Here is a 17,710-nt window from a genome sequence, read left to right as displayed (position 1 = left end):
ATGAAAAAGTGGATTGTTTCATTGCTTGTGGCATGCCTTGTTTTCCTGCCGAGCCTCACACAGGTAGAGGCTTCGTCTGAAGCTTCCATACCAAATGAGGTTTCTGTGAAATTAAAGTATCACTTGAAAGAAAGAAAGGCTATTCCTTTCAACTTCAAAGGGAGCTATCAATTGGCAGGCAGTGATTTTGAGCTTAAGCAAGATAGAAATTATGAAGTGAAATTGAATGGCAGTGTGATTGAACTCTATGAAAATAGCAAGAAAATCAAGAGCTTTAATCAAACCTTTGAAATTAAACCGGTTAAGTACGGAAAGACCAATTACATTCGTTTAAATGGACGTCCGTATTTAGGGGGCATTCGGTTTACGATCGAAAATAATTATCTAGTTCCTGTCAACAAATTGCCGATGGAAGATTACCTTAAAGGCGTATTGCCAAGTGAAATCTATCCTAGCTGGCATACTGAAGCATTAAAGGCTCAAGCAGTTGCGGCAAGAACCTATGCGTTAAAAAGAGTCCATCAAATAATCACGGATGATGTTGGGTCACAACGTTATGACGGATACATTTGGTGGGATGAATCCAAGTATGCGAACACAAATGAGGCAGTAAACGCTACAAAAGGCCAGGTTCTAACATATAAGGGCAGTCTAATTGATGCTGTTTTTAGTTCCAATAATGGTGGATATAGTGAGGCCAATAAGGGTGCATGGCCTGGTGGTTCCCAGTTAGATTATTTAAACGCAAAGGCAGACCCTTACGATCCAGCTTTTGATTGGAATCTTATGTTAAGATCTCAACAACTTGAAGTGGAAAGTCTAGACCTAGAAGTACCACAGGAATGGTGGGGAACAACACAGGAAATTGGCGTGCAAAACCCGCTTAAGTTTGCAAGCACAAATGAAGCAAAAGTAATCAACAATGTGAAAAATTACTTAAAGAACAATACCCCTGCGTTGAAAGAAGCTAACATTAAAATAGTCGGGATTAACGATGTGGCAGTTTCCAACTCTACCACACCTGGACAAAGAAGAACTCACGGCAGTTACACTATCGAATATTTTGTTCAGAATAAAGATGGAAGCTTTGTCATGGAAACAACAAATGTGGATAACGAGAAGATAACACGGCTTAAGCTTCACACTTTTGAACAGGTAAATAGCCCGATTGCCGCTATGCGTGGAATATTTGGAATCAATGATTTCAAGAGTCACTTTGTCACTTCCATCAGCCTAAAAGATGGAGTCTATAACATCAAAGGTAAAGGTTGGGGCCATGGTGTAGGGATGAGTCAGTATGGTGCAAAAGCAATGGCGGACCAAGGGAAAGCATATACAGATATCCTAGGATTCTATTATGAGGGAACCACATTCTCTAACTATATCTCAGATCATATTAATAACAGTTTAAGTGGTTCAGACCGCTATGAAACTAGTGCAGCCATTGCAGAATACGGATGGAATCAAGGCTTCCAAACGGTAGTTATCGGTCGTGGAGACAACCCGGTTGATGCACTGACAGGAAGTGTGTTGGCGAAAAAGTATGATGCACCATTATTATTGGTGAAAACAGACGAGTTACCAAACTCTGTCAAAGAATTGTTATTAACACAAACTATTCACCAAATTTTTGTATTAGGTGGACAAGCTGCTATTTCTGAAAAAACAGTGTCAGAGTTGAGCAAATATGCAACTCAAGTTACACGAATCAAAGGCAGTAACCGCTATGACACTTCTGTGGAAGTAGCGGCGAATATAGATGCTGAAGGAGAAGTTATCCTTACTTCAGGAAGTTCTACCTCCCCGGATGCGTTATCTGTTGCATCTCATGCTGCTTTAAATCAAATTCCAATTCTCTTCACTAAGGTAGATGAATTACCGGAGAGTGTGGAGAAGTATTTAAAAGATAACAATGTGAAAAAGGCAACCATCATTGGTGGTGGAAATGCGGTTTCCGCTGAAGTAGAGGCGAAACTGTCAAACCTTGTAGGTGGAGTAGTAAAACGTGTCAGCGGTCCAGATCGCTACGCGACAAGTGTAGCCATTGTAAATGAGTACAATTTAGACCCGCGTAACCTTTTCTTTGCTCGAGGAGAACAATTTATTGATGCTCTTCCTGGATCGGTACTTGCTGCTAAAATGGATGCACCACTTCTATTAACAAAGAAAGATACATTACCTGTTGTTGTATCTGACTATATCAATGAAAACATCCATTACGTTCCTTCTATTCATTATTTGGGTGGAACAGGAGCAATTTCTGAAAGTACGAGAAGTAAAATTGAGTTAGACATATTGAAATAATAAAAAAGCTGTCCTAATGGGCAGCTTTTTATGTTCATCTAAATTAAATAATATTATATGTTTTTAAGGCTCCAGCAGCTCCACTAGGAAAGCGAGCCATTTGCGGAAATCACCAGCGGAGGTATAGCTACCCAATATGATTCTAAGTTTTAGTTATCTTAACTTTTATGTATAATAAATGAATGGATGGAATTGTACTTAATAACGTGGAGGAACATGTTTTATCTTATTGAAACATGATTATGTTTATTTTTTATCCCACGGCGTACCGGCACTTGTCAGCTTTGCCAGGATCGCCATATTTTCTAAATTATTTAGTCCTGAACACCCGTTGGCTCCACTGATCGCCCTAGTGGTCACAGTGGGATTTTGGAAGACGGGAAGTTCGGTGCATTAGTTACCGTAGGAGATTATATTGCCATAGCCCGTGCTATGAATGCTACTATCAAGAGCCCTTTGTCAAAAGAAAAGCTACTTGAACGCTCCTTATACTTTACCACTGCAAACATTGCGGACAGTTATGAAAAATTTTTTGGACAAAGGGGAAAATTAAGAAATGCATATTGCTTTGTTTATTCCTGTACTAACCTTTGGCGGAGCAGAGAAAGTGGTCATCACTTTAGCAAACGGGTTGGCAGAAAAGGGGCATAAAGTAGATTTGATCCTTATCAAACGCGAGGGTCAGCTTTTACATACAGTTTCAGATAAGGTACGACTTGTACCGCTTGGATCTAAAAAGACTTTTCTTAGTGTATGGAAGTTGCGACATTATTTGCAGGAAAATAGGCCAGATGTACTTTTGTCAGGGCTTGATAATGCCAATATCGTTTCGAGCCTTGCGATGAGTGTTGCAAAAGTAAATACAAAACATATTATTGCACTGCATACAAACTTGAAGCAGTCCTACTTACGCCCAAGAACAAAACTGCACCGCTTTTATCCATTTATCATGCGGAAACTGTTCCCTAATGCGGATCATTTTGTGGCAGTTTCCGAGTGTGTGGCAAAACAATCGGGTAACTTTTTAGGGCTGACAAATGATAGAATAAAAGTAATCTATAATCCTGTCATTAATGGTAAAATAAAGGAGAAAGCGCTCGAAACAGTTGATAACCCATGGTTGAATGATCCTAACTTTTTTACAATGGTTGCAGCAGGGAGGATCTTTGAAGCAAAAGACTATCCTACCATGTTAAGAGCGTTTGCTAAGGTTCTCCAAGAAGCCCCATATGCACGTCTAATTATTTTGGGAGACGGGAAGCAGACGATAAGGAGAGAAATGGAGGCTATCATCTCCAAGGAGAAGATGAATCATGCGGTAGAACTACGCGGGTTTGTCCATAATCCTTATGCTTATATAAATAAGGCCTCCTTGTTTGTATTAAGTTCAAAATGGGAAGGCTTCGGCAATGTACTTGTAGAGGCCCTTTATTTAGGCAAGCAGGTCATTTCGACTGCATGTGACTGTGGTCCTGACGAAATTCTTCAAAAAGGGAAATTCGGTTCGCTCGTACCGGTTGGAAAACCAGACGAGTTGGCTAAGGCTATGATAGATAAGATAAAAGTTAAAAGTTATAGAGATAATGAGGCCCTCTCCCTACATTTAAAGCAAATGGAGGATAAGTATGTTGTCTCCAAATATGAAGAGTTTTTACAACAGAGGGTAGAAGAAACGAAGGGTTAGGGTGAGAGCAATTATGAATAATGTATCTGTCATCATCCCTACACATAATAGACCGCAGCTTTTGCTTCTGGCCTTGCAAAGTATAGAGGAGCAAACGGAAAAGCCGGACGAAGTTATGGTGGTTATGGATGGTGAGGACAGACAAACTGAACGTTTCTTGAACGAATTTAACAGTGAACACTTTACGTACCGATACCTTAAAATACCTAAGAGTAAAGGTGCTTGCTATGCACGAAATCTTGGGGCAGAAAATGCTTCGGGGGATATTTTGATGTTTTTGGACGATGATGATACATGGGAACCTGAAAAAATAAAAAGCCAGCTTCAACAGTTTAAGTTGAATGAACAAGTTGGACTGGTGTATTCGGGGAAGTTAGTTGTTTATAATACGAACCGTAAAAAAGTGATAAGAATGATTCCCGCTACGGTTCAAGGGAACCTGTATCCAAAAATATTCGAAGATAACTATATCGGTACGACATCATCCGTTGCAGTAAAAAAAGATGTTTTCCAACAGGCTGGTGGTTTTGATAATAATCTGCCCGCTATGCAAGACTATGACCTATGGATAAGGTGTTGTGAACGTACACAAGTAGCGCATGATAATCAATATAATGTCAGATATACCATCGCTAAAAATGCAGCCAATCAGATTAGTGGAAAAAGCGAGAATCACCACAGGGCTTTAAACTATCTTTTTAAAAAATATCGTGAAGTTTTAGAGGGAAAATCCTCTTTACTACAAAGAAGATTTAAGTCATCTAGATTCTTACATCTAGCAAAGGCTGTTCACCGGAATAATTACTTTTATTCGTTGAAGTATTCGTTTAAAAGCTTATTCTATTATCCAAATATTAAAGCGGTAGCATTGTTATTACCTCCGTTTTTATTGTCAGTAGTTTCGTTATTCCAACCAGGAAGACGTAACTGACTTACACGAGATTTAAAACAGAAGATGGTGATGGCAATATGAAATCAAGGGGGATTGGGGAGAAACGAAGATGAAGAAAAGCCTTAGTTTTATGCTCGTAATGCTCTTGTGCCTTACCCCTCTTATCGAAAAAGAGGTTGTACATGCTTCTCAAGAAGAAAACATGAGGATAATTGTCAAATATAAAGAAAATGGCAATTATTCTTTTAGCAAAGTAAAACCACAAATAAAAAACATTAAAAAGAAAGACTTCAGTAAAATAAAAAAGGAGCTTGAAAGCCAAGAGGAAGTGGAATATGTAGAAGAAGACAGCTTCTTCTATTATACAAGCACAACTACCAATACAGACGACCCCCACTATCCATACCAAAGAGATTACTTACAAGTAATGAATGTGCAGGAAGCATGGTCTGGATACGTGCAAAGCTATAAGCCAGTCGTTGCTGTGCTTGATTCGGGGATAGACCTTCACCATCTTGATCTGAAAGAAAACATAGTTAAACCTTACAATGTTTTATCACCAAGCAGCATGCCAGTTGATGAAATTGGACATGGCACACATGTAGCAGGTATTGTTGGGGCCAAAACAAATAATGGAAGCGGCATTGTATCAATAGTAAAAGATACCCACATAATGCCAATTAAGGTAGGAGATCGCCAAGGTGCTTTTGCCTCTGATATTGCATCCGGAGTTGATTATGCAATCGAAAATGGAGCAGACATCATAAACATCAGTATTGCTGGTCCAAAACAGAACAATACATTGAAAGAGGCGATTGATAAGGCTATAAATAGTGGCGTCATGGTAGTGGCCGCGGCCGGAAATAATTCATCTGATACAGTGGAGTATCCAGCAGGCTATCCAGGAGTTATGTCTGTAGGTGCATCTAGTTTAACAGGAGAATTGGCTGATTTTTCAAACTTCGGCGACTCCGTTTCAGTAGTTGCACCTGGTGTTGAAATATTTAGCACATTGCCTGCTACTTTTTCAACTAGTATAAGTGGGTACGGAAAAATGAGCGGTACAAGTATGGCTGCTCCTTTAGTTTCCTCACAGGCAGCTATGTTGAAAAGTACAGATAAGAATTTAACAGGTCGACAGTTAAAGGAAATCATAGAGAAATCAAGTAAAAACGTATTAGACTTTCCTGTACGACTTGGCCAAGTAAATGCGGCAGACTCCCTTCAGTATTATCATGGGAAAAACAGGATTTCAGGCAAGAATTCCTTGGAAACATCAGTGGAAGTTGCCAAAAGAGGGTGGGATACTGTATCTTCATCCACATTGACAAATGGTAACCGTGTTTTAAAAGGTAGGTTCGCGATTATATCCAGCAACAAAACGTTTGCAGACAGCCTTTCAGTCATTCCTTTGGCTTATAAAATCAACAGTCCTATTTTCTTATCAGAGAAGAACTATCTGCCACAGGCAACCATCTCCTCTATGAAAGAAATGGGTGTGGACCATGTTATTGTAGTCGGTGGGGAACAGGCAATCAGTAAAAGTGTAGAGGATAAATTAAATACTAATGGATTGAAATCAACGAGGATTTCAGGGCAGACGCGTTATGATACGGCTGTGGAAATAAGTAAGTTTGTAGCGAAAGATAATGGGGAAGTAATGATAGTGAATGGTAAGAGCTTTCCAGATGCATTGTCTGCTTCAGTCGAAGCTGCAAAGAGAAGTATGCCAATTGTGTTTGTAGAAGAAACATGGGTCCCAAGTGCTACAAGGGATTTCCTTGAATTACATGATTTTACGAATAAATACATTGTTGGTGGAACTAAACCCATTAGTAATTCTGTTCAAAAAAGCTTAGCAGCTACACGGATTTCGGGCTCAAATCGATATAAAACCAATATTGCGGTTGCCGAGTACTTTAATTCGTCCTATGATGGCTACTATTTTGCCACAGGAGCAGACTTTAAAGACGCCTTAACAGGTGGATTGCTAGCTGCGAAGCAAGGGAAAGCCTTAATGCTTGTCCGTCCTTCAAATATTGATTCTGCAACAAAGAACTATCTTGAAAAACGTAACCATAAAGAATTTGAAATACTGGGTGGCAGACAGGCAGTTCATTCCAACGTATTGTGGAATATTGACAACATTCTTTTGGGCAAATAATATTTAATAAGATTAATTATGTTGATGGCTATCGATTTTCGATAGCCATTTGTTTGTTTATGTAATGAATGTTAATGAAAAGTAAAGGTAAACATAATTAGTATCATTGCTAAAATGCAGAAAAACATACTGAAAGCTCCATTGAGTCAAAATTTAAAACAGTGAAACGAAATCGGTAAGTTTATTCTCAAATAGAGAAGCTAAGATTTTTTAGTTTGTATGGTGTTTTGTAAATTATGCATACAATTGGCGTTCAAAAACGAGTTTTGGGGTATATGACTCAATAAATACGTGAGATTTAGGTACTGTATTACGCAATAAGTCATTCATATTACAACAAAGGACACCTACTATTACATTTACACGATTATATTTTCAATAAATAATATATCTGTTAAAATGACAAAGGATGCGATACAAGCAATTGGATAATTAAACTAGACATGTTTGTTCCGCAAATTTGAAATGCTAAAAATAAGAACAAGAAATTAGGTGACAACAATGGATATACAACTAATACTCGCTTTCGTAGTGTCATTCATCACTGTCCTCGTTATCACGCCATTGGTCATAAAATTCGCTCATTATATTGGAGCAACCGATAAACCGAACCATCGTAAAGTCCACCAGAAGATCATGCCTCGCTTAGGAGGTCTCGCCATCTTCATTGGTGTTGTTGTAGGATATATATTTGTTGGTCTTTATGACCAAAGAATCACCGGAATTACCATTGGAGCATTGATTATCGTCCTGATTGGAATCTTTGATGATAAATATGAACTAAAAGCGAGAACAAAACTTCTTGGCCAAATTGCAGCAGCAGGTGTTATCGTTTATACAGGCCTTAAAATTGACTTCATTACCATTCCGTTCATCGTAGAACGCCTTGAATTAGGCTGGTTGTCCATCCCTATCACGATTCTTTGGATTGTCGGAATCACAAATGCGATCAACCTAATTGACGGGTTGGATGGGCTTGCGGCAGGTATCTCCACTATTGCCATTGGCACCATTGCAGTAATTGCAGGTCTCGGCGGTAAAGAGTTAATCTTGACCCTATCCCTTATTATCTTGGGTAGCACCATTGGCTTCCTGTTTTATAATTTCCACCCAGCCAAAATTTTCATGGGAGATACCGGGGCATTGTTTTTAGGTTATTGCATTTCCGTATTATCACTACTGGGGCTATATAAAAGTGTGACACTTTTCAGTTTTGTCATCCCGATTATTATCCTCGGTGTGCCAGTATTCGATACAGCATTTGCAATTATTCGCCGAATCTTGAACAAGCAACCAATTTCAGCACCTGATAAAAGTCATTTACATCACAGGTTGCTTGCTTCCGGTTTGTCCCATAGGAATACGGTGCTTGTCATTTACGGATTTGGTATCATCTTTGCAGCATGTGCAATCTTCCTAACTTCTGCGACCATCTGGGGTACGATTTTAATTACCGTACTGCTTATCATCTTAATCCAGTTTATTGCAGAACTTGTAGGCATCTTTAATGGACAGAACAAGCCGTTTATGAAGTTCTACAGGAAAGTATTTGGAAGACATTAATGAATACTTGAGTCACCTAACTAAATATTGATAGAATGATAGATGTCAGTGCCAGACCCTCAGTTGGGTTTGGCGCTTTTTTATTGTGTGTGAGACAAAGACCATAAAGATCTTCCCGAGTAAGGGGAAGGTCAGCACTATCTTCGAAGTAGTAGGAACGTATGCGGTCAAGGATGAAGGGGAAAATCAATGTACTTATCAATTTTTATGCGCAGATGATCTTGGGGGACAAGTCTTCAATCGAGACAAATTCAACTTCATTTTGGGTTGTATTTCTTGTGCTAAACAATATAATCACCGCATATGTATACTACATATATTATAAAACATTAACGCGGTAATTTGTTAAAGTTAATGAATATAAAAACGGCTGTCGAGACTTTCTCGACAGCCTGAAAGATTTTGGAGCATATCCAAGGTCTTTTTTCCTTATTCAGTCGTTTCTTCTGTCTGGGCAGTAGCATCTTCAATCTCGAGATGCTGTTTAAGAATACTTCTCACTTCCAAAATACTCTCCTCATAAGGAATAAAATAGTATGCTCCTGTACTTGTATCATCCGAACCTTCAAGCGTTACGTTTTCCATGCTAGACGAATTAAAGCCTGCATACAATTTGCTTAAACCGATTCCTTCTGAAACTCGAATGTTAGTTTGTACATTATCGCCCATTTCCTTTGCGATGTCATCCACTTTTAACAGGTTTCCAGGCTTAAGCATTTCGCTCATTGCAGCCTGGATAATCTGTTTCTGTCTATCATTACGGCCAAAGTCTCCACGAGGATCCTGCTTTCTCATACGAGCATATGCAAGAGCTTCCTCACCGTCTAAGTTCATAGGACCTTCTGTAAACTGAAGAAGGGAATTATCTACATCAGATTTTTCTGTAAAGTCGAAAGGTACTTCTACTTCTACTCCGCCAATAATGTCAATTACATTCTTAAAACCTTCAAAGTTAACAGTTGAATAGTAATCGATTGGAACCTCAAGTAATTCTTCCACTTTTTCAATTGTCATTTCTTTTCCGCCATATGCATGAGCATGGTTTATCCTTGATTCATATCCAAGATGCTCATAATACACTAAAGTATCACGAGGGATACTTAATAATTTCATTGTTTTTTCTTTTGGATTCAGTGTTGCGACAATCAAAGTATCTGTACGGCCGTTTTCTCCTCCGGAAGAGTAATCCTCTATTCCCATAATTAAGACGGAGAATGGATCTTTGTTAATTTCCACCTCTTTGTCCCGATACTTAGATTTTTCTCTGTCCAACTCTGTATAAGCATTATTTGCGGCTTGGTATGTTTCAAACAAAAGGTAGCCACCGTATGCAACTACAGCTAAGAAAAGTGTTAAAAAGACGAGTAGTACTCTTTTTAACCTTTTCCCTTTCCTCTTTTTCTTTTCATATCTAGAATTAACCAATGTTATATCTCCTCTATAATAAATTTACACGTCCTGTTCAAGGTATAGACGATCTCCAGGAGTGGTTTCTGCTTTTCCATTTGTTAGGTCTATCATCCATTCCAGGTAAGCCTGACATTTATCTTCTTCGACATACACGTCAAACGTTACGTCCTCGAGATAATGAATGTTTTTCAAGAGGTGTATGGCTGAAGAACGTAATTCATTTTCTATTTTTCCTAGTAATGTGTACTCGACGTTTGTATGCATAATTTGCACTAATTTTCGTTCTACCATTCCTGTTGCAGCAATTCCTTCTGAAGTGGCTTTTCCGTAAGCGCGGATAAGTCCTCCTGCACCTAGTTTAATGCCGCCGAAATATCGGGTAATGACTACTACAGTGTCTTTTAGATCTTTTTTCTTAAGGACTTCGAGGATGGGAACGCCTGCAGTGCCGCTTGGTTCACCGTCGTCGTTGGCCTTTTGAATCTGATTATTTTCTCCGATCATATAGGCAGAGCAGTTGTGGGTTGCATCCCAGTGCTTCTTTTTTATCTCTTGGATGAAGCTTTGGGCTTCTTCTTCAGTTGTTGCACGGGCTATGTGAGCGATGAATCTTGATTTTTGAATGGTAATTTCATGCTCTCCTTGGCCTTTTACGGTATAGTAGTGAGATAGCAATCTGACAACTCTCCTTTAATGATTGGCACTTTTGTATGATGATAAAAATAAGCCATACTCCATCTATTATAAGTGCTGGGTGAAGGGACATCAAATAAAATATAGTCCATAACTCCTTTTAGTGGCAAAAATCGACAAAGTTTAATCCGATTGTAATAATAATGTTATACAAGTAAAACTTTGGTCCGATATAATAAAGTGTGGACAATATTCGACAGGTACCCCCACAAAGGTTTGGAAGATTTGGAATGATATAGCATATAGTGTCTTTCTTCCTTTTGGGTATAATGTACTATAACAATAAAGAAGTATTCGCGATATTCTTTTAAGAATACAGGGTCTTTTGGAGGATGTCCTATGTCTCGGAAAGTTATAAACTCTAAACAATTAGACATGATTATTGAACAGATGGTGAAAACCGTTGAAGTGAGTAAGGACGAGATTTTTGAAATCGGGGAAAGCTCCCGCAAGGAATTTGAGAACCTCGGAAAAGAATTGAATGCGGTCAAGCTGGAAGTGGCACAGCTTATCCATAAACAGGACAAGCTGGAGGTTCAGGTCCGGCATGCAAGAAACCGTCTTTCAGAAGTGAGCAGACAGTTTAAAAATTATACAGAAGATCAAATTAGACAAGCATATGACCATGCACATGAGCTGCAACTGGAGCTTCATACAATTTCGCAAAAAGAGGCCCAGCTTCGCAACCGAAGAAATGAGATTGAACGCAGGCTTTTGAATCTTGAAGAAACCATTACGAAAGCAGATCGCCTTGTTAGTCAAGTGTCCGTGATTTTAAATTACGTCACAGGAGATCTTCAGCAAGTAGGCCAGATGATTGCCGATGCCTCTGAGAAACGTGATTTTGGCTTTAAAATCATGGAAGCGCAAGAGGAGGAACGCAGGCGTCTTTCTCGAGAGATTCATGATGGACCGGCGCAAATGCTGGCCAATGTGATGATGCGCTCCGATTTGATTGACCGGACTTTCCGGGAGCGGGGCCCTGGGGAAGCTCTTTCAGAGATCCGCTCCCTGAAAGTAATGGTGCGCTCCGCTCTATATGAAGTGCGAAGGATTATTTACGACCTTCGACCAATGGCACTCGACGATCTTGGGTTAGTGCCTACTTTAAAGAAATATATTTCGACTATCGAGGATTATCATAATGGATATCCGCAGATTGAATTTATGAACCTCGGAGTGGAACACCGTATTTCCTCGAACCTTGAGGTAGCAGTGTTCCGTCTTGTACAGGAGTCGCTGACAAATGCCATAAAGCATGCTGAGGCAAGCTCCATCTATGTAAAATTAGAAGTGAAACCTACCCATATCATTGTCATTGTAAAAGATGACGGAGTAGGATTTGATACGACAGAAAAAAAAGAAAAGTCGTTTGGTTTAATTGGAATGAGAGAAAGAGTGGAACTGATCAGCGGAGAAATGGACATCCAATCCTCCTCTGGCAAAGGAACCACCGTCTTCATCAAAATTCCGTTAGGCTAAAGATGTATTTGGGAGGATGAGAGGAATGGATACGACAAAAATCGTGATTATTGATGATCATCAGCTTTTCCGTGAAGGAGTTAAACGCATTCTTGATTTTGAAACAAACTTTCACGTTGTGGCAGAAGGTGACGATGGAGAAGAAGCGCTGGAACTAATGGAAAAGCATGATCCAGACGTCATCATCATGGACATCAACATGCCAAAAGTAAATGGTGTGGAGGCTACAAGACGTTTAGTGGAAGCAAACGCGGAAGCAAAGGTCATCGTACTATCCATTCATGATGATGAGAATTACGTTACACACGCACTGCAAACAGGTGCACGCGGCTATCTTTTAAAAGAGATGGATGCCGATGCATTAGTGGATGCAGTTAAGGTGGTTGCTGATGGCGGGTCTTATCTTCACCCGAAAGTAACGCATAACCTTGTAAGGGAATACCGTCGCTTAACGGAAAATGGTGTGCGAAGCGGCTCACGTGGAAGCAATGGTGGCGGCTCGACGGCAACAACGTATCAACAGATTGAAATTCGCCGCCCGCTTCACTTGTTGACTCGTCGAGAATGCGAAGTGCTGCAGCTGTTGGCTGACGGAAAGAGCAACAAGGCAATCGGGGAAGCATTATTCATCAGTGAAAAGACGGTTAAAAACCATGTAAGTAACATCCTTCAAAAAATGAATGTAAATGACCGTACACAAGCTGTTGTTGTAGCAATCAAGAATGGCTGGGTAGAGGTTAGGTAGCCTTGGGGATTTAGTTCTCCAGGGTTTTTTTGTGGGGTTTTGGTGTGAGGCTTGTCCTTTCCCAATAAAAAACAAACAATAGATGAAACTTATTGGCGTTTCATGTACAATCTATAATAGATAATAGAAATACTTTAGTATAAGGAAGGTCTACAATATGAAAACGGCGATTGTTACAGACAGTACTGCCTACATCTCAGCAGAATTACGCGAAAAGCATGACATACATATGATCCCGCTAAATGTAATTTTCGGGAATGAATCGTACCAAGAGGAAGTTGACATCAAAGTAGAGCAATTTTACGAAGAGGTCAAAAACAGCAGAGAACTGCCATCCACGTCACAACCGGCAATCGGCGAGTTTGTTTCCCTTTTTGAAAAACTTGCAAAGGACTATGACGCCGTTGTGAGCATTCATCTTTCAAGCGGCATTAGCGGCACATACCAAGGTGCGGTTGCAGCAGGTGATATGGTGGATGGAATTGATGTGTATGCATTTGATTCCGAGATCAGCTGCATGATCCAAGGCTTCTACGCATTAGAAGCGGCGGAATTGGCCGCAGAAGGAAAGTCCCCAGAGCAAATTATGGAGCGACTGAACGTCATGAAAGAATCTGACCGTGCTTACTTTATGGTAGATGACCTTTCTCACTTACAACGTGGTGGCCGTCTAAGCAGCGCTCAAGCGATTGTCGGAAGCCTTTTGCAGGTCAAACCGCTGTTGCATTTTGTCGATACGAAAATCGTTCCGTTTGAGAAGATTCGTACTCGTAAAAAAGCGGTCAAGCGAATTCATGATCTGTTTGATGAGGATGCTTCTTTGGGAGTACCGATGCGCGCGTGTGTGATCCATGCGAATCGTGAAGCAGAAGCAGAAGAGATGAAGAAAGAGCTTGAACAGAAGTACCCTCACGTGGAGTTCTTCTTGAGCTATTTCGGCCCGGTAATAGGAACGCATCTTGGTGAAGGTGCTTTGGGGCTTGGGTGGTATAAGCGGTAGGGTTTTATAGATACAACTTCGAGATTGGAAAGACATCAGGAGCAGGGAGTTGCTTAGGGTGTCTTTTTTGTTATATATATCAGTGACCGTTTGACAGTGAAAATTGACACAACGGTCTTAGAGAAGGCGTCTCTGTTACCGTTTGAAGCGAAAATGTAGCAGAACGGGCTTAGAGAGGGCTCCTCAGATCGTTTCACCAATAATATTAACAAAACGGGCGGAGAAGAAGCCCATCAAATACTGAAATTCAGAATCCAAGGAGGATACTAATGCTTTTCACTCAAACAAGGAATAACATAATAAAATTCACCAACCAAAACTCAGACCACACCCGAAGAATCTCCGATATCCCTAATATTCAGCAACCTCCCATCCAGGAAACATTCCCCTTCAATCAAGACCTCCAACACTTCCTCTCCTGCAAAAGACTTTTAGCAGACGAACTCCCATTCACCCACGACACTCTCCAAACGCATTACCAAAACGGATATTTAAAGCTGGATTATGGAATCCACTCCACCAAAACAGGAACCAAATGCAATCGATGTGGTAACAATGATCAAAACCTGTTTGCTTCGTTTAACTGTGCCCGCTGTCACCAAATGTGCACCTATTGTCGCCATTGCATCATGATGGGACGGGTAAGTGAATGCACCCCGCTTATCTCGTGGATAGGACCGCAGCCTCGCTCAATGGGTCAACATGTAAACCTCTCGTGGGAAGGCACACTCTCCAAAGGTCAGCAACTCGCCTCCGACCGAGTTGTCAAAGCAATCCAGTCCAACACATCTCTCCTCGTCTGGGCAGTTTGCGGGGCAGGAAAAACCGAGGTTCTTTTCAAGGGAATCGAAACGGCAATAAGCAAAGGCGGCCGTGTTTGCATTGCCACACCAAGAACGGACGTAGTATTAGAACTATCCCCAAGGTTAAAACAAGTTTTTCCAAACATCGAAGTTGTCACTTTATATGGAGGCAGCGAAGACAGAACGAAAAATGCCTTACTAACCATCGCCACGACCCACCAGTTACTCCGCTATTACCGAGCATTTGATACCCTCATCATTGACGAGGTCGATGCCTTTCCTTTTTCCATAGATTCAACGCTTGAGTATGCAGAAAAAAAAGCACGAAAAGAAGAAGGGAGTCTTATCTACTTAAGTGCCACTCCATCGAGAAAAATTCAGAGGGAAGTCAGTGCTAAGAGTTTGGAATCAGTGGTAATTCCGGCTAGGTACCACCAACAACCACTGCCAGTCCCTACACTAATGTGGTGTGGGAAATGGGAAAGGAAAATCCTAAAAGGCCTGCTACCGGCTAATGTCCGTGTATGGGTGAGAAAACATATGGAAAAGGGAAGCCCTATATTCTTGTTTGTCCCCAACATAGCTCTTTTAGAAAAAGTAGTGAAAATTTTAACTCAGGAACATGGAAACCTCGTAGCGGGTGTGCATTCAAAGGACACTGAACGAAAAGAGAAGGTAACGATGTTCCGAGAAGGTAAAATAAAAATACTAGTAACCACAACAATTCTAGAACGTGGCGTGACGGTAGAAAACGTCCAAGTAGGAGTGCTTGGAGCGGAGGAAGATGTCTTTACAGAAAGTGCTCTCGTGCAAATCGCTGGCAGGGTTGGCCGCAGCAGTCAATATCCGAGTGGAGACGTCCGTTTTTTTCATTACGGTAAGACAAATGAAATGGTAGCCGCGGTTGACCAAATTAGAAAGATGAATTATCAAGCACGAAAGGGAGGCTTCTTCCAATGAGGAATTGCTTGATTTGTCATGGTGATGTTTCTTCTTTGTTTGGATGGGCCGCATTCCTAGGATTACAAAAGCATAACCCTGTTTGCGAGGAGTGTGAAAGTGCTTTTCAAAAAATCGCAGGAGAACTCTGCAGAATTTGTGGTCGGGAGTGGGCGATGGTGGCACTAGACAATCGACATGGAGATCTCTGTTCCGACTGTTTTAGATGGGAAAACGATCTATCCGCAACCGGACTTCTCCAGTGGAACCGGTCCGTATACCATTACAATGACCATATGAAAGAAGTGTTAGCGAGATATAAATTCCGCGGAGATGCCACATTTGTAAAAAGTTTCAAGAAAGCGTTCCGTGAAACGTTTGAGGCGGTAAGGAATAAAGAGAATCCTATTCTTGTCCCCATCCCCTTAAGTGCAGATCGCAAATATGACCGTGGCTTTAATCAGTCGCTTCTTTTGGCAGAGCTTTTACCTGGTAAGCCGGAAGAACTACTCTCCAGATTCAACTCAGAAAAACAATCAAAAAAAGCACGAAAAGAGAGAATGGAACGGGAGAATACTTTCTACGTCCCAGACCCAGAACCGGTAAAGGGTAAAAGCATCCTCCTCATAGATGACATCTACACAACAGGAACCACAGTACGAATGGCGGCAAAAGTCCTAAAAGACGCCGGTGCAAAGGATATTTCCTCCTACACGCTTGTTCGCAGTTAACATTTTGCCGTCCCTTACGATATAAAGAGTAAGAATTCATTGCTCGAAAGGGAGTTGCGTTATGTCTCAACTAGATAATTGCCCAAACTGCGGTCAGATTTATGTGAAAAATGCGTTTCGGGAGGTATGCGAAACGTGCTATAAAGAAGAGGAAGCGAAGTACAATACTGTTTACAAATACATCCGCCAACGAGAAAACAGGACTGCAACGATGGATCAGGTCGAGGAGGGCACGGGAGTAGAGGAATATATAATTATAAAGTTTATAAGAAAAGGCCGAATTCAACTCGCTCATTTTCCGAATTTAGGTTATCCTTGCGACCGTTGTGGTAGGATTATTAGAGAAGACAAGCTTTGTCAGGGCTGTAAAAAGGATATACACGGACAGCTTTCTGAATTAGAGCGCGAAGAAGAAAGAAAACGTGCAATCCGTGAAGAAGGAAAAACATACCACGTTTTAAATAAGAAGTTTTAATAAACATTCTGGCCACTGTGCCGATAAAATAGATAGACAAACTGTTCGGAAGGAAGGGATATTAAATGAAAATAAACAATTTAGGACCTTCAGGGATTAACCCATATAAAAATCAAATGAAACAGCAACATGCTGCAAAAGCGAATCAGACAAAAAGCGACCAGGTAGAAATATCGAGTAGAGCAAAAGAACTGCAAGAACGTTCCCTATTCACCGAAGCTCGTCAGGAGAAAATCGCTAAACTGAAAGTCTCTGTGGAGAACGGCACTTATCAAGTTGACTCAAAAGCCATCGCCAACAAGATGATTGATTACTATTTTAATAAATAATAGAGCCACAAAACAAGGAGAAATTATGTCGATTCCAACCATCATAACCATACTCGAAAAAATGCTGACCTTGCATGCCTACCTCTATGAACTTACTGTGCGGAAAGAAGAGATTGTAAAGGCGAACAAGGTAGAAGAATTACAACAGCTTACAAGGGAAGAAAAACAATATACGCGAGCGATAGTCCAGCTAGAGAAGCAACGAACGGAGCTGTCAGAGGGAAAAACGGTAACTGAGCTTGCGGAAATGGCCACCCCATCGGAAAAAAGTGCCCTGCAAGACCTGAAAGCTAGGCTGACTGAAACAATTGGCAACATCCAAAATCAAAACGAGCTTAATCAGCTCCTGCTTCAGCAATCCCTACAATTCGTCACGATGACCTTAAATACCTTAAATCCGCAGCCGAATGCGGTAAACTACGAAAAACCTGCGAATACGAAAAAAAGTGTCAGTGCTCCAGCGCGCTCGCTATTCGATTCAAGAGCTTAGGAGGAA

At 40.7% G+C, this 17,710-nt stretch carries 15 protein-coding genes; 13 read left to right on the top strand and 2 right to left on the bottom strand.

The annotated features are described in order from the left end of the window. From K7887_RS19645 to K7887_RS19625, 5 genes are all read left to right on the top strand, one after another. The gene (locus tag K7887_RS19645; protein ID WP_223491291.1) at positions 1-2,304 is read left to right on the top strand and encodes a SpoIID/LytB domain-containing protein; all 2,304 of its coding nucleotides are present in this window, start codon (positions 1-3) and stop codon (positions 2,302-2,304) included. A gap of 556 nt (positions 2,305-2,860) precedes the next feature. Then, positions 2,861-3,988, top strand: a complete 1,128-nt coding sequence (locus K7887_RS19640) for a glycosyltransferase (protein ID WP_223491290.1) — start codon at positions 2,861-2,863, stop codon at positions 3,986-3,988. 13 nt (positions 3,989-4,001) lie between these two features. After that, positions 4,002-4,919 (top strand): glycosyltransferase family A protein, encoded by a 918-nt coding sequence (locus K7887_RS19635; RefSeq protein WP_223491289.1) that lies wholly within the window; start codon positions 4,002-4,004, stop codon positions 4,917-4,919. Positions 4,920-4,989: 70 nt separating this feature from the next. After that, positions 4,990-7,044 carry a S8 family serine peptidase gene (locus K7887_RS19630; RefSeq protein WP_223491288.1) on the top strand — a complete coding sequence of 685 codons (2,055 nt, stop codon included), beginning with the start codon at positions 4,990-4,992 and terminating at the stop codon, positions 7,042-7,044. Positions 7,045-7,545: 501 nt separating this feature from the next. Then, on the top strand, positions 7,546-8,607 hold the full coding sequence (locus K7887_RS19625) for a glycosyltransferase family 4 protein (RefSeq protein ID WP_223491287.1): 1,062 nt from the start codon (positions 7,546-7,548) through the stop codon (positions 8,605-8,607). Positions 8,608-9,036: 429 nt separating this feature from the next. On the opposite strand, the gene K7887_RS19620 is transcribed toward K7887_RS19625, so the two are convergent. Both K7887_RS19620 and K7887_RS19615 read right to left on the bottom strand, forming a co-directional pair. Next, positions 9,037-10,032: an LCP family protein gene (locus K7887_RS19620; RefSeq protein WP_223491286.1), complete on the bottom strand. Its 996-nt coding sequence runs from the start codon at positions 10,030-10,032 to the stop codon at positions 9,037-9,039. A 24-nt stretch (positions 10,033-10,056) separates the two neighbouring features. Next, positions 10,057-10,692, bottom strand: a complete 636-nt coding sequence (locus tag K7887_RS19615; RefSeq protein ID WP_223491285.1) for a YigZ family protein — start codon at positions 10,690-10,692, stop codon at positions 10,057-10,059. Between the two features lie 357 nt (positions 10,693-11,049). On the opposite strand from K7887_RS19615, the gene K7887_RS19610 reads away from it, so the two are divergent. From K7887_RS19610 to flgN, 8 genes are all read left to right on the top strand, one after another. Then, on the top strand, positions 11,050-12,192 hold the full coding sequence (locus K7887_RS19610; RefSeq protein ID WP_223491284.1) for a sensor histidine kinase: 1,143 nt from the start codon (positions 11,050-11,052) through the stop codon (positions 12,190-12,192). 25 nt (positions 12,193-12,217) lie between these two features. Further along, positions 12,218-12,937, top strand: a complete 720-nt coding sequence (locus K7887_RS19605) for a response regulator (RefSeq protein ID WP_223491283.1) — start codon at positions 12,218-12,220, stop codon at positions 12,935-12,937. Positions 12,938-13,094: 157 nt separating this feature from the next. Next, positions 13,095-13,937, top strand: coding sequence for a DegV family protein (locus tag K7887_RS19600; protein ID WP_223491282.1), 843 nt, complete (start codon positions 13,095-13,097; stop codon positions 13,935-13,937). A gap of 269 nt (positions 13,938-14,206) precedes the next feature. Then, entirely contained in the window at positions 14,207-15,700 is a 1,494-nt protein-coding gene (locus K7887_RS19595; RefSeq protein WP_223491281.1) for an ATP-dependent helicase ComFA, read from the top strand. Beyond that, the gene (locus tag K7887_RS19590) at positions 15,697-16,410 is read left to right on the top strand and encodes a ComF family protein (RefSeq protein WP_223491280.1); all 714 of its coding nucleotides are present in this window, start codon (positions 15,697-15,699) and stop codon (positions 16,408-16,410) included. The genes K7887_RS19595 and K7887_RS19590 overlap by 4 nt, the downstream gene beginning before the upstream one ends. A gap of 61 nt (positions 16,411-16,471) precedes the next feature. After that, positions 16,472-16,885, top strand: coding sequence for a TIGR03826 family flagellar region protein (locus K7887_RS19585; RefSeq protein ID WP_223491279.1), 414 nt, complete (start codon positions 16,472-16,474; stop codon positions 16,883-16,885). Between the two features lie 65 nt (positions 16,886-16,950). Beyond that, positions 16,951-17,214 carry a flagellar biosynthesis anti-sigma factor FlgM gene (gene flgM, locus K7887_RS19580; RefSeq protein WP_223491278.1) on the top strand — a complete coding sequence of 88 codons (264 nt, stop codon included), beginning with the start codon at positions 16,951-16,953 and terminating at the stop codon, positions 17,212-17,214. 25 nt (positions 17,215-17,239) lie between these two features. Continuing rightward, complete coding sequence (gene flgN, locus K7887_RS19575) at positions 17,240-17,704, top strand: flagellar export chaperone FlgN (RefSeq protein ID WP_223491277.1); 465 nt, start codon at positions 17,240-17,242, stop codon at positions 17,702-17,704. Positions 17,705-17,710: the final 6 nt, after the last annotated feature.

The organism is Sutcliffiella horikoshii (assembly GCF_019931755.1).
In the GTDB taxonomy this organism is placed as follows: domain Bacteria; phylum Bacillota; class Bacilli; order Bacillales; family Bacillaceae_I; genus Sutcliffiella_A; species Sutcliffiella_A horikoshii_E.
Note: the sequence above shows the minus strand (reverse complement) of the source record. Positions and strands in the feature narration are given on the sequence as shown.